A 13,301-nucleotide genomic window follows, 5' to 3' on the forward strand; every position below is an offset into this window, starting at 1 on the left:
TCACTTATGTAAAAATCAGACAACCGCATCCGGTTCGGCATCAACGGCAACAAACTGCCCAAGATGATGCCCCATGCGCCGGCGTTTGGCTTCCAGATAGGCACGGTTATGCACGGTAGGTGGAATTTCCAGCCCAATCCGGCGGCGCACCATAAACCCGCGTGCTTCCAGTGCGCGCACTTTATCTGGGTTGTTTGTCAGCAAATCCAATTCGCCCACGCCAAGGCTGCGCAATACGCCAGAGGCTGCACGCCAATCTCTGGCATCTGTTGCAAAACCAAGCCGATGGTTGGCATCCACCGTATCTAGCCCGGCATCCTGTAGCTCATAGGCCCGGATTTTGTTGACCAACCCGATACCACGCCCTTCGTGCCCGCGCACATAAACCAGCACGCCACATTCCGCCTGCCCTATGGCCCGCAACGCCGCATGCAACTGTGACCCACAATCGCACCGCAGAGAGCCAAGAGCATCCCCCGTCACGCACTCAGAATGCAAACGCACCAGCGGTACAGCACTGCTACGGTGCACATCACCTTTTACCAAGGCAACATGCTCCACGCCGTTTTCATCCTGAAAAGCATGGATGATCAAATCGTCCCCACCGTAAGCACTGGGTAAGGAGGCCTGCGCCAGATCTGGCACCGCTGGCTCTGGCGCGGCTTCCGGATTTGCTTCAGCAGCCTGCGCGGCCAAGGATGACAAGCCGTGTGCTTTAATCCACGTTACCAACTCTGCAATAGAGACAATCGGCAGATCATGCTGGCGGGCGAACACTTCTAACTGAGGACGGCGCGCCATGGTGCCATCTTCATTCAGAATTTCGCAGATAACGGCAGCTGGCTTTAACCCGGCCAAACGCAGCAGATCTATTGATCCCTCGGTATGGCCAATACGTTCCAGCACCCCACCAGGGGCAGCCCGCAGCGGAAAGATATGGCCCGGTGTGGCGATATCTGCTGGCGTTGCGTTTTCTGATGCCGCTACGCGCACAGTATGCGCCCTGTCTGGCGCAGAAATGCCGGTGCTAACACCTTCCTTCGCCTCAATAGAGACCGTAAACGCCGTGCCGTACTGAGCGGTATTGTCGCTTTGCCGCACCATCATGGACAGACCGAGGCGATCCACCTGTTCTGGCGTAAGCGGCAGGCACACAAGGCCACGCGCATGAGTGATCATGAAGTTCATGGCTTCTGGCGTCATAAACTCAGCGGCCATGACCAGATCGCCTTCGTTTTCACGATCTTCATCATCCACCATAATGACCATCCGGCCAGCACGCACGGCTTCAACCGCCTGCAAAAGCCTTGCCGATGCCTTAGCCGCCACAGGGGCTGCTGTCTTTACTTGGTCCGGCATTGTGCCTCCACGTATTTGGCAATGATATCCACTTCCACATTCACGGCATCACCCACTTTCAATGTGCCGAGCGTGGTGTGCTCCCATGTGTGCGGAATAATCATCAGTTCGATGGGAAAGGTCTCGCCATTTGGCTCACCCACTTCGTTCAACGTCAGGCTAATGCCCGCAAGTGCTACAGACCCTTTGGCCACCATGTAGCGCCGTAGCTGAGCTGGCACTTCAAACACCACGCGCCGCGCATCACCAAACTGCGTACATTCTGTAAACCGTGCCACAGCATCCACATGGCCTTGCACAATATGGCCAGAAAGACGTGTAGCGGGGGTAACGGCACGTTCCAGATTGATCTGGTGCCCGGCTTTAAGCGTGCCCAACGTGGTGCAATCCAATGTCTCGCTGCTTACAAAAAAGCGAACAAGGCCAGTTGTCGAAGGCGCGACTGCCGTTAAACACACACCATTTACGGCTATACTTTCACCCTCCGCCACATCATGCAGCCCGGTTTCCACTTCCAGCATAAGAGACTGGGGGCTGTGCTCCGCCTTAACCACATGACCGAGAGATTCTATGATACCGGAAAACATACCTGCTCCTGCGCACACCGCACCCATTCAGGAAACAAAGAAAGAGGTGTGACATCATGTTGGGTTGAAACAGCAAGATGATCCTGCCCTGAAGCATCCTGACGGATGGTCAGCCAATCATCCCACAAATTATGGGTTTTAAGGGCCTCCAGCAGAGTTGGCCCGGCTTCTACCAGCACCCACAGCGCATCACTTTGCGCCAGAATATCTGGCAGTTGTGCAATATCGGGGCAGAAGCTTACATCGAACGCGGCTGAAACACTGGCCAGCCACTCAGCCGGAGCATGTTTTTCCTGACCACACACCACCAACAGGCGGCGGCGTTCAGGGTGATCTTCAACATGCCGAACAGTTAGCGTGGGCCGATCAGCCAGCACGGTGCCTGTAGCTGTTACAATACCATCTGTTACGCGCCGCAAAGCATGTGCCAGACGGAGGGATGCAGGGGTTGTAAAGGTTTTTTGCCCTTTGGGTGGCACCATGGACCCTTTGCTATCCAGCGCCTGTTTAACGGTTATCCAAGGCCGCCCATGTGTCATGCGCCAAGCAAATGGTGCCAGCAACGCACGGCAACGTGCATATGTCCCCGCAGCATTCATGCACTGCCACAAGCGGTTAACCGTAATACCTTCATGCTCCAAACGCGCTGCGCCCCCGCCCTGCACGTGTGGGTTAGGATCTGCACAGCCAATCCAGACAGTTTTTACAGGAGTAGAAAGCAGTGCTTCCGTACATGGGGGGGTGCGACCGGTATGATTACAAGGCTCCAGCGTGACAACAGCGGTATCAACCCGCTCCACCAACCCAAGAGCACGCGCCTGCTCTACAGCCAGTCTTTCTGCATGTGCGGTGCCTGCCTGATGATGTGCGGCCACAACCAGCACATCTCCTTGCGCATCCAATAACACACACCCTACTGGCGGGTTGGGGGCTGTGCGCCCTACAAAGCTCCACGCCTCAGCCACGGCGAGATGAAACGCCGCACCAATGCGTTCTGGCATGATCTGTCGGGAAATCTGTGAAAAGCTGTTCACCCTGTTTCTGCCCGCGTTCTCATAAACCAGACGGACTCAGGGCGTAAGATAGCCTTGCACGCACGTCATTCTGAACGAATCACGATCACGCACCAGTCTTTCTGTTCTCTTCCATCCGGACTATCACCGTCGGCCCCGGAATTGCACCGGATCTGCTGACCCCGCCAGAAGCGAGCGCTCGCGGGCTTACAACGCTTTGCGCTGCTTACCGCCGGTAGGGATTTGCACCCTGCCCTGAGAACATCACACCCACAACATGCGAGTGATAACAAGTATGATGGCCCTGCATTTTCTCTTATGCAAGAGCAAATGCCTTCACAGTTTGTTAAAAACCGCCTCTACCTTGCCCAAATGTTTCGGGAAAGTTATGATGCCGCCATATCTATCTAAACTAGGTAAAAGGAACTTATTGCTCCTTAAACCCGGTCATTCTGATAGCAATCTATGGCAGGTTTTTATGGCACATCCACAGGCACGTGCGTTTTGCATCATACGCAGGCAGACAAAACGACTTTAACCTGTATGCCCTTCATATCAGATCTGCACCACAGATTCCGCATGCCGTTTTTGGCTATGCGTTGCCTTTCCTTACAGCCACAGCGGAATACGGAGCACTATCTGCCCCTGTTTCTGCCAGCCCACATGGATTTACCATGAGCATACCCGACCAGAAGCAAACATCTGCTTCTTCTATACCACCCTATTCTGGCCTGGCTGGCTGGATTAACAGACGCCTTCCGGTAATTTCTGCCTTTCGGGCTGAATATGTTGATTTTCGCGTTCCCCGCAATCTGAATGGCTGGTGGAATTTTGGGGCCATTCTTACGCTTGTTCTGGCGCTAATGCTGGCCAGCGGCATTTTTCTTGCCATGAATTACACCCCTACAGATGCAGGGGCTTTTCTTTCTGTTGAAGCTATAGAACGCCAGCTTTCTGGCGGATGGCTTTTACGTGCCATGCATATGACAGGCGCAAACCTGTTTCTGGCTGCTTTGTATTTGCATCTGTTTCGTGGGCTTTATTATGGATCTTACAAAGCCCCGCGTGAACTGCTGTGGTTAACCGGCCTTGTGCTGATGCTGATGGTTATGGCCACCGCCTTTGCGGGCTATCTGCTTCCATGGGGCCAAATGTCCTACTGGGGCGCAGATGTGATTACCAAGGCCGTTGGCGCCATACCGGGTATTGGTCCAACGCTAGAACACATCATGACAGGCAGCGACCATCTGGGAGACATCTTCCTCCATCGCTTTTTTGTGCTGCATTTTGTTTTGGCATTTCTGATTGTTGGGGTTGTGGGCATGCACGTAGCGGCTGTGCACGTTTCTGGCTCCAACAACCCAACTGGGATTGAACCACGCACACCCAAAGATACGGTGCCGTTTTACCCATACTATATCAGCAAAGATCTGGTTGGCCTTATTCTGTTTGCCATGGTGTTTGCGGCCCTGATGTTCTTCTGGCCCAACATGCTGATTGAACCAGACAACTACACCCCGGCCGACCCTATGCACACGCCTGCGGACATTGAGCCTGAATGGTATTTCCTGCCGTTTTACGGGCTGCTGCAATCTGTGCCTTCTAAATTTGGCGGGCTGGTTGCGGCCGCTGGTTCCCTGCTGGTTTTGTTTGCTTTACCGTGGCTTGACCGCTCCCCCGTGCGCTCCATGCGTTTCCGTCCCCTGTGCCGTATTGGGCTTTTGGGCGTTGTGTGTGCATTTATTGTGCTGGCAGATGCGGGCAAACACCACGCACAAGGTGGCTGGCTGATTGCCGCCCGTTTGGCCGGGCTTTACTATTTTGGGTATTTTCTTGTGTTCCTTCCCCTTGTGTCCCGCACGGAAAAAACGCGCCCTCTCCCTTCCTCCATTGCTGCATCACAGGGAGATGCCTAATGCGTAAGCATGTTTTTGCAGGCTCTTTGCTGGCAGCATTTACGCTTGCAGCACCCACACTGGCCAACACACCGGATAATAAAGCCCCACCTCATCAGAAATGGAGCTTTGAGGGTGCCACCGGCACCTATGATAAAGCCAGCCTGCAACGCGGCTTTCTGGTGTATGATCATGTGTGCGCCAGTTGCCACGGCATGCGCAGCCTGACATATCGAGATCTGGAAGGCATTGGGCTAAGTGATCAGGCGATTACAGACCTTGCCCATAGCAAGCAGATTCCCGGCCCGGTTGGTATTTCCGGCATGCCCACAATGCGCCCCGGCTTGCCGGATGATCACTTCCGATCACCCTTCCCCAATGATACAGCGGCAGCCGCTGTTATGGGTGGGGTTGCGCCCCCAGATCAATCTCGCCTGGCTGCTGTACACCCCGGTGGCGCAGACTGGCTTTACGCCTTTCTGACAGGCTACCGCATGCCCCCGCCGGCTGATGCCCCTATTGTGCCGGGCAAATTCTATAATGATTGGGCAGAAGGCCATATGATTGGCATGCCACCGCCGTTGATGAACGGTGCCATTCAATACCCTGATGGCACACCGGCAACTGTGGAGCAGCAAGCCAAAGATATCACCACTTTCTTGGTCTGGGCCGCAGATCCGCACCGTAATGAGCGCCACCATATTGGCAAAGGGGTTCTGGCTTATCTGGCTGTTCTGCTTGTTCTGGCTATCGCATGGAAGCGGAAAATCTGGAAAAACCTGAAATCGCACGGATAAACGGAAAGCACGAACAGCATGACACGCGAAACCGAAGAAACCGCAGCAACAGAACAAGCCCCCGGACGCCGTGACTTTTTGGGAATTGTAACCACGGCCGGCACAGTTACAGGCTTGGCAGCCTGTGCTGTTCCGTTTGTGCAAAGCCTGAAGCCGCAAGACAGCGCATCCGCCCATCTGCCGGTGGATGTTGATATTTCCAAACTTACCCCCGGCCAACAGATGACAGTTGTGTGGCAGGGCAAGCCTGTGTTCATCATGCGCCGCACACCAGAAGAAATTGCTGCGCTGCAAGACCACGCGCTGGCCGAAAAACTGCGGGATGCAGAGTCTGCCGCAAACCAGCAGCCCGCTTACGCCCGCAACTGGCATCGCTCTCTTGTGCCAGAATATGGTGTTTACGTGGGTATTTGCACGCATTTGGGCTGCGTGCCGGGCCTTAACCAACCTACAGGCAACACGGCCGACACATGTGGCGGCTATGGCTGCCCCTGCCACGGGTCAAAATTTGATCTGGCAGGCCGCGTTTATAAAGGCGCACCGGCTCCGTATAATTTGCCTGTGCCGCCTTATTCCATGCCCTCACCAACCAGTATCCGGCTGGGAGAAAACCCCAAGGGGCAAAACTTCGATTTCTCAACAATCGAACAGATCTAAACACCTACACAAACGCCGCACTCATCCTGCGGCGTTTTTTTATATCTGCTTAGTAGGCTGCCCTATCTCACTCTTGGAGTGTGAGATGAATTGCCAAAATGCACTCTTATCGAGAGAATGGAAAACCGCCAATCTAAGCTGTGTTTTTCAACCATCTTGATTGCAAGGGTATAAATAAATGTCTGATATTGTGGTGGTTTATCATTCTGGGTTTGGCCACACGCGCAGAGTAGCAGAATACGTTGCCAAAGGTGCTAACGCTGCAATTCTGGAAATTGATCAAAATGGCGATCTGCCTGAAAACGGCTGGGAAGCTTTAAACAAAGCCAAAACCATTGTGTTTGGTTCCCCCACCTATATGGGCAATGCCAGTTGGCAGTTTAAGAAATTTGCAGATGCCACATCCCGCATCTGGTTCAATCGTGGGTGGCAGAACAAACTGTTTGCCGGTTTCACAAACAGCGCCAGCCCGGTGGGGGATAAAGGGTGCACTATGGCATGGTTTCAGGTTCTGGCCGCGCAGCACGGTGGAATCTGGATCAGCCTAGACCTTCTGCCTTCCAACACAAAAGCCGCTACAAAAGCCGATATCAACGTGCTGGGTGGTGCCGCCGGCCTGCTGGTGCAAAGCCCATCTGACGCCAGTGTAGATGAAATTCCGAGCGGTGATCTGGATACAGCCACCACTTACGGCACACGCATTGCCGAGGTAACTGCGCGCTTTAAGTAACAAGCATTTAGCCAGCATGTTTCCTGCCCCCGAATAGCAGACATGCTGGCTATACCTTTTTCAGCCAGCCCCTCAAACGCTAAAACACCCCCAGTATCTACCGCAAACGGGGACGTAATGGCTGTTTCTTGGGGGGATTTTCAGGCTATCATCCAGCTTTCCGCTGGGCTGAATGTTGCTATTCTCAGCTTTGTGGATATTAGCATCCCTGCCATTAAGGAACGCCGCCGTGTGTTTTCCAAAGCACGGCAGGAGCTGGAAATCTACCGCAAGAACCCACACAAAGTGACAACAGAAGATAAAGCCGCCCATGCAGGCGCGGTGGGTGAAATAGACCGCCAGCTTTTTGACCTATGGCGTGAGACATCAGAGTTTGAAACCGTGGAAGATTCCATGATTAAAACAACGGGTGTTTTTGGCTTTATTGGTGCAATCGTGAGCATAAGCTTGTTGTGGTATTCCGGCCTGCATTACGATGATCCAATCCGAACATCTGGAGAGTTGCTGACATTACTTTCCTTCCTCTCCTTGGCTGCGGCGTTTTTCATTAACTTTATTACTGCGTTCAAGGCCGCGCATTATACAAAACGCTGCAATGACCTGCGCCAACAAATGCGGCAAAAATTATAACTGCCAATCATACGCCACGGGTAAATAACATTCATTATTTCTTTTTTATTTCTTTATCAGAATGTTTCTGCCTAAACTACCAAACACTTTGGCCATGTAACAGCCGCACTGAAGGGACATCCCCCTCCATGACGACGCTTCCTAAAAAACAGAAAGTTCTGCTGCTTCTCTCTGCTTCTTCACTGTTGTTTCCGGCTTTGCATAAAACTGCACATGCGCAGGTTCTGCCCTTTACAAGCCTGAAAACCAGCAGTTCCAGCCTCGGTCGCTGGTTGTCCGATATCACCCTTACGGGGCAGATTGAAGGCGGTATCATGGCCAATCCGGCACGCCCCAACCCCGGCTATAACTACGGAGACTTTCTGGCCGACCACGCCAACCAGGTACAGCTGAACCAAGCTGAATTCACCATTTCCAAAGCCATCGATTCCAGCCTGAACGAGTATCAGATCGGATTCACCCTAGAAGGGCTGTATGGTTCCGATGCCAGGTACTACCATGTGCTTGGCATTTCAGATCAGGAATGGAAGGCGCGTTACCAGCTTATTCCCGCCCAAGCGCATGTAGATGTGCATCTACCGTGGCTAACAAAAGGTGGATTGGATATGCAGGTTGGTATTCTACAGGCCCCAATGGGTGTTGAAGGGTTAGATCCTACATCCCGCGCCTTTTATACGCTTGCCTATACATCTGAATATTCTGTGCCGTTTGAGCATATTGGCGCTATGTTTAACTGGCACGTAACGCCAATAGTGGATGTTACTTTCGGAATTGATACCGGGAATCAGACATCCTTTGGCAGCTCCGATAACAACCACATGCCTGCGGCTTATTTTGGCTTCAACCTCAACAACCTCGCACATGGTAAGCTACGCATTGTAGAACTCAGCCGCGTTGGGCCGGAAAACTCTTGGCGCTCGGTCGGGCATTACGAAGCAGACCACGCACAACGCTTTTGGAACGATATCAACGCTACCTATGATATAAATGACAAGCTCTCTGTTACAGCAGAATTCAACTACCTGCATGATGAAGGAGTGCGTGGCATAGGTGCGCGTGGGCAATTTGCTGGCGCAGATGCAGAAAGTTTTGTCAGCTTCCTGAGCTACAAGATCAACAAGGAATTCACCTTCAATTACCGCGGCGAAATTTACCGCGATAATAACAACATGATGGTGGCCACCTTCCGCGGCAACAACTCCTATATGGAAGCCTTGGCTGGCACGGGCGGAGAAACTGTTGCTGGCCCCTCTGGCCACGGCACCACGTATGGGGATCTATCCTTGAACGTCGTGTATCATCCAGATTTGGGGCACCATGTGCGCGTATTTCAGCTTCGGCCAGAAATACGGTTTGATCGTTCCCTTAATGGCACCACGCCTTTTAATGGTGGCCGCAACAACGGCATGTTCACCTTTGGTGGCGATGCGGTTATCGGGTTCTGATACATTCAGACACAGGCTGCCATATTCACCGCAGCCTGTTTTGTCTTTTTAACTGCCTAATCTGGATGAGAGCACCAGATACAAAATAAACACACAGTCCAACCCGCATAGCATCAGAGTAAGTTCCGCCCATTTGCGGGTTGTCAGCACAAAGGCTGTGTGCAGCAGCAAACCCAGTGCCAGACTGACCATAAAATCACCCGTCAGCACGGTTACAAGCAACATAAACAGCGGAATAACCCGCTCCTGCACAGCCAAAGATTTCAGGTCTGGCAGGCTGCTAAGCATACCCAAGCCAACCAGAATAAGAGCCGGAGCAGTTGCCACAGCAGGCACGCAGATAATAAGCGGCCACAAGATAGATGACACAGCAAACAAACATGCCACGACCAGAGCTGTCAGCCCTGTGCGTCCCCCTTCTTCCACTCCCACCAAAGATTCCAGATAAGCTGAAACAGTGGATGTGCCTAAAGCAGAGCCAATAACACTGGCCGTTGCATCTGCCACAAAAGCCGATTTTGCCAGTAAAGGCTGCCCCTGTTTATCCTTAAGGCCAGAACGCTGCATTACGGCCATCATGGTGCCGGTAGCATCAAAAAAATCACCCAAAAAGAAATAAAGCGTTATGGGCAAAACCAGAAACAGATTGGCAAATAGGCCATGAAAATCATACGGAAACAACATGAACCACGGATAGGATGGCCAATCCACCCAATGCGCGGGCAGTTGCGTCACCTTGCTGCCATCTGGATGTGCAACCCATAAGCCAGCTATTGTTACGGCAATAACAGACACCAAAATGGCGGCCGGTACACGCGCCCATTTTAACATCATGGCCAGAAAAACCCCGGCCAGCGCCAAAAGCACAACAGGGTTGGACAACTGCCCAAAAACCAACCCTTCTCCACCCTTCGTTACCAAGCCACCATTTACAATGCCGATATGAGCCACAAAGGCCCCAATGGCAAAATGAATGCCCTGTTTGACCGAAAGCGGAAATGTTTCAACAATTCTGCGGCGCCACGGCGTAAGGGAGAGAAACAGAAAGGCCAGACCACCCAACAGCACCATGGTAAAGGCCTGAGCCGGTGGCACTCCCATACGCACAATAACAATCTGGGCAAACACCACATTGCTGCTCATAACAGGTGCAAGCGCTATGGGCAGATTAGCCCCCACCGCCATGATGAAGGAACCCACAACCGCAGAGGCAATTGTAGTGATAACCATGGCATGTTGGTCTAACCCGGCAGAAGCCAGAATATTAGGGTTAACTGCCATAATATAGGCCATTGCCCCAAAAGTGGTGATACCCGCCACAACTTCCTTGGGAATACTGGACCCTCGGCCAGAAATATCAAAAACACGATCCAGACATGCACGCATGCCTGACCATAAATATCTCATCCATTCCTCGGCAGTGCTGCTGGGGCCAGTTTCTGCTTTATCTTACGGATGTACGAACAAAAATAACACCAGCAGAATAAAAGATTTCCTGCCTTAAGGCGCGTAATCTGCACAGCACATGGCAGCTATCCCTCCTTCCCCGTAGCTGAATGCAGGGGGCATCCCCATTTCCTAAAATGAACAAATGCTTAGGCTTGAGCATCAAAGCAGAAAGGACTTTTTTTATGACTGATAAAGCACCGCACGAAACCAGCTCCCTTTTCCATCTGGCAGAACGCGCCCTTAAGCAGCCCAAGCTGGCAACTAAGGAAGAAGTGCGTGAACTGGCAAATTATGTGCTTAAAGGCGGCGTTAAGGCTGGTGAAGCCGAACGCGAAGTGGCCAAAAAAGCAGAGCGCAACCCAGAAGGTGTAGAAGCCTCTGAAATTGAATCCCTGGCAAAAACCGTTATTGCCGCACATTCCTGATAATTGCGCAGGCGGGTGGCCAAAAACCACCCGTCATTCATTTTAGAACGGGGCTGCCTCTTCTTCTTTCCGAAGATATAATACGGACAAAGAAGGGAGATGAATTTGAAAAAGATACTTCTGGTTGCCATGTTGGTATGGGCGACACCAGTTATGGCCTCTTCTGCACCGCAGACTGTAGATGATGCTTACCCTTACGTAGATGCCGCATCCATTTTACTAACCAATGATATCAAAACATTTTTAAGTGGCGGCAAAAGCCTTATTAACTGGGCACCAGTTTTTCCGCGCCCAACAGCCATAACAGCCCAAGCCTATTGGGCGGAATGGAAATCTAGTTCTGTTACTGCTGCAAAAAATTTCCCCATGGATAAGCCTATCTATATTACCGGGCAGGCTCTTTCTGTTTCCCAAACTGGGGAAGATTTTTATGTTGATTATGCTTCTTCCCCATCAGGGATAGATAATGTGCAGGCATATCTTTCCAATAATGGTGTAAATGCTGCCTCATCTTATTCTGCCGGAAAAAAGGTTTCTCTGCTCTGTTTTCGTGCAAAGAACATGTTCCAGCCAACAGATTTAGGCGGCTGTGAAGACACAGGCAGTGTTGCACAAAATATTTTTGTAGATGCGTATAAAGATTTGGCTCTTATTGCAGCAGGCAAAAGTGGAGGCAGACTGCCCTTTTCTGCCAGCGCACAAAGAATGATTATTTCTGCGCAAAGTTGTGCCTTGCAACTTCGCAAGGCTGCATCGGAAGCAGTTTCCACTAGAGAAATGGCTTCATGCAGAGGTGGTGGCTAAATCCAACACCACAGCCTGACAGGCTAAATAACCTGTCAGGCACTGTTGATGTTACAGATTCAATGTGCGTTTAAGTGCTGCACAGTAGGCATCCATAAACCTACGGGAAAGTTCTGCATCCGGCACATACATATCAAACACATGATAAGCCCCCGGCACCACCATAACTTCCGTGGGCACAGCCGCTGCCATCAGGCGGGTTGCGTAATCAAGGTCTTCCTTCAAAAACAGATCCATTGATCCCACACCAATAAAGGTGGGAGGCAAACCTGCCAGATCTGTTGCACGGCCAGCAGCTGCATATGGCGGCGTTTGTGGGCCACCCGCTTTATCGCCCAAATAAGCCTGCCATGCGTATTTGTTGGCAGAACGTGTCCAGACAAATTCGCCAAAATTCGCGCCTGGATCATTGTTTACTGCCGTACGATCATCCAGCATGGGGTAAATGAGCAACTGAAAAGCAAGTTTGTATTCTTTTTTGTCACGCGCCATCAGGCTTAGGGCTGCGCTTAAACCACCACCTGCACTTTCACCGGCAACAACAACCTTATCGCGCGAAATGCCGAGTGTGCTGGCGTTTTCATGCACCCATTTCAGAACAGCATAACAATCTTCAATAGCACCGGGATATTTCACCTCTGGCGCAAGACGGTAATCAACCGAAAAAATCTGAAAGCCCAGATCACTGGCCAGCTTTTGGCATTTGGGGTCATCCACTTCCGGGTGACCGGAAACAAGGCCGCCGCCATGAATGTAAACCATAGCGGGTGCATTGGGTTGCACTTCACGCGGTGTATAAACAACAACACGTACATCTGGGGCATTGTTCAACCCCGGCACGTATTCTTCCCGCGTAATAACATCTGGCAGAGGCCGACCTTCTATAAGGCGCACAGATGTTAGAAAAACTTCTCGCACTTCTGGAAGTGAAAGCGATGAAAGACCATCAAATGATGGCATTTTCTCAAGAATGGGAAGAAATTCGGGATTAACTACTGATTTTGGCATAGTAACTCGCCTCCTATTTTGCGGCAGGCATCACAGACCGTGCCGCAAGACAAGTTTATATACCCAAGATCATCATAATTTATTGATTAGTATCAATATAAAAATACAATGCATCAATATTTTATATATGATTTCCATATAATACATTATTATATATGCGTTATAAATTCAATTTATTAAAAATATATAGTTTAAATAAAATTAAAGCGCATAATGTATTTTGCATGAATGTAAAATTTATTAAAAAACAACAGGTATTTGAAAATACAACCTGTATCTATTGTCCAAATGCATTCATGGCCAGACTGATTTACACCCGTCTGGCCATGAAGCCTTATTCTCTAATTAAGCAAAATTCTTTGCATTATCAGCCAGTTTCTCATTCCCTAGAATATAAGGTCCTGCGGCACGGATTGTTATAGACAGCAGCCCCATGTGATGACTGATCAGGTGATCCCCCAATGGCAACAGGGCATTTCCGTTTGTCCAGGCGCAATCTGCC

13 protein-coding genes and 1 riboswitch are annotated in these 13,301 nt (G+C 51.1%); of the genes, 8 read left to right on the forward strand and 5 right to left on the reverse strand.

All coding sequences use genetic code 11. From position 1 onward, the window contains the following. Positions 1–15: 15 nt before the first annotated feature. From ribB to ribD, 3 genes are read right to left on the reverse strand one after another with little or no spacing between them, the layout of a single operon-like run. Complete coding sequence (gene ribB, locus ACP7IZ_RS11320; protein ID WP_426849275.1) at positions 16–1,329, reverse strand: 3,4-dihydroxy-2-butanone-4-phosphate synthase; 1,314 nt, start codon at positions 1,327–1,329, stop codon at positions 16–18. 14 nt (positions 1,330–1,343) lie between these two features. Further along, positions 1,344–1,946 carry a riboflavin synthase gene (locus ACP7IZ_RS11325; RefSeq protein WP_426849257.1) on the reverse strand — a complete coding sequence of 201 codons (603 nt, stop codon included), beginning with the start codon at positions 1,944–1,946 and terminating at the stop codon, positions 1,344–1,346. After that, entirely contained in the window at positions 1,928–2,980 is a 1,053-nt protein-coding gene (gene ribD / locus ACP7IZ_RS11330) for a bifunctional diaminohydroxyphosphoribosylaminopyrimidine deaminase/5-amino-6-(5-phosphoribosylamino)uracil reductase RibD (protein ID WP_426849258.1), read from the reverse strand. Before ribD ends, ACP7IZ_RS11325 begins: the two co-directional genes overlap by 19 nt. A gap of 99 nt (positions 2,981–3,079) precedes the next feature. Then, positions 3,080–3,226: riboswitch (FMN riboswitch) on the reverse strand. Between the two features lie 230 nt (positions 3,227–3,456). On the opposite strand from ribD, the gene ACP7IZ_RS11335 reads away from it, so the two are divergent. The 6 genes from ACP7IZ_RS11335 (at position 3,457) to ACP7IZ_RS11360 (ending at position 9,113) form a co-directional block, all read left to right on the forward strand. After that, positions 3,457–4,875 (forward strand): cytochrome b, encoded by a 1,419-nt coding sequence (locus ACP7IZ_RS11335; RefSeq protein WP_426849260.1) that lies wholly within the window; start codon positions 3,457–3,459, stop codon positions 4,873–4,875. Next, the gene (locus ACP7IZ_RS11340; protein ID WP_426849261.1) at positions 4,875–5,651 is read left to right on the forward strand and encodes a cytochrome c1; all 777 of its coding nucleotides are present in this window, start codon (positions 4,875–4,877) and stop codon (positions 5,649–5,651) included. Before ACP7IZ_RS11335 ends, ACP7IZ_RS11340 begins: the two co-directional genes overlap by 1 nt. Before the next feature lie 18 nt (positions 5,652–5,669). Further along, on the forward strand, positions 5,670–6,308 hold the full coding sequence (gene petA, locus ACP7IZ_RS11345; protein ID WP_006116398.1) for a ubiquinol-cytochrome c reductase iron-sulfur subunit: 639 nt from the start codon (positions 5,670–5,672) through the stop codon (positions 6,306–6,308). A gap of 178 nt (positions 6,309–6,486) precedes the next feature. Next, positions 6,487–7,038 carry a flavodoxin family protein gene (locus ACP7IZ_RS11350; RefSeq protein ID WP_426849263.1) on the forward strand — a complete coding sequence of 184 codons (552 nt, stop codon included), beginning with the start codon at positions 6,487–6,489 and terminating at the stop codon, positions 7,036–7,038. 42 nt (positions 7,039–7,080) lie between these two features. After that, positions 7,081–7,668, forward strand: a complete 588-nt coding sequence (locus tag ACP7IZ_RS11355) for a hypothetical protein (RefSeq protein ID WP_014457092.1) — start codon at positions 7,081–7,083, stop codon at positions 7,666–7,668. A 128-nt stretch (positions 7,669–7,796) separates the two neighbouring features. Next, positions 7,797–9,113 carry an outer membrane beta-barrel protein gene (locus tag ACP7IZ_RS11360; RefSeq protein ID WP_426849264.1) on the forward strand — a complete coding sequence of 439 codons (1,317 nt, stop codon included), beginning with the start codon at positions 7,797–7,799 and terminating at the stop codon, positions 9,111–9,113. 48 nt (positions 9,114–9,161) lie between these two features. On the opposite strand, the gene ACP7IZ_RS11365 is transcribed toward ACP7IZ_RS11360, so the two are convergent. Further along, entirely contained in the window at positions 9,162–10,520 is a 1,359-nt protein-coding gene (locus ACP7IZ_RS11365; RefSeq protein ID WP_426849266.1) for an NCS2 family permease, read from the reverse strand. Positions 10,521–10,744: 224 nt separating this feature from the next. On the opposite strand from ACP7IZ_RS11365, the gene ACP7IZ_RS11370 reads away from it, so the two are divergent. Together ACP7IZ_RS11370 and ACP7IZ_RS11375 are read left to right on the forward strand one after the other, a co-directional pair. Beyond that, complete coding sequence (locus ACP7IZ_RS11370; RefSeq protein WP_003624576.1) at positions 10,745–10,987, forward strand: hypothetical protein; 243 nt, start codon at positions 10,745–10,747, stop codon at positions 10,985–10,987. Positions 10,988–11,086: 99 nt separating this feature from the next. Beyond that, positions 11,087–11,791, forward strand: a complete 705-nt coding sequence (locus tag ACP7IZ_RS11375; protein ID WP_426849268.1) for a hypothetical protein — start codon at positions 11,087–11,089, stop codon at positions 11,789–11,791. Between the two features lie 51 nt (positions 11,792–11,842). Here the strand turns inward: ACP7IZ_RS11375 and ACP7IZ_RS11380 are convergent, their stop codons facing one another. Next, positions 11,843–12,799 (reverse strand): alpha/beta hydrolase, encoded by a 957-nt coding sequence (locus ACP7IZ_RS11380; protein ID WP_426849270.1) that lies wholly within the window; start codon positions 12,797–12,799, stop codon positions 11,843–11,845. Between the last annotated feature and the right edge of the window lie 502 nt (positions 12,800–13,301).

Source organism: Acetobacter sp. AAB5, from assembly GCF_050106715.1.
Lineage (GTDB): Bacteria > Pseudomonadota > Alphaproteobacteria > Acetobacterales > Acetobacteraceae > Acetobacter > Acetobacter oryzifermentans.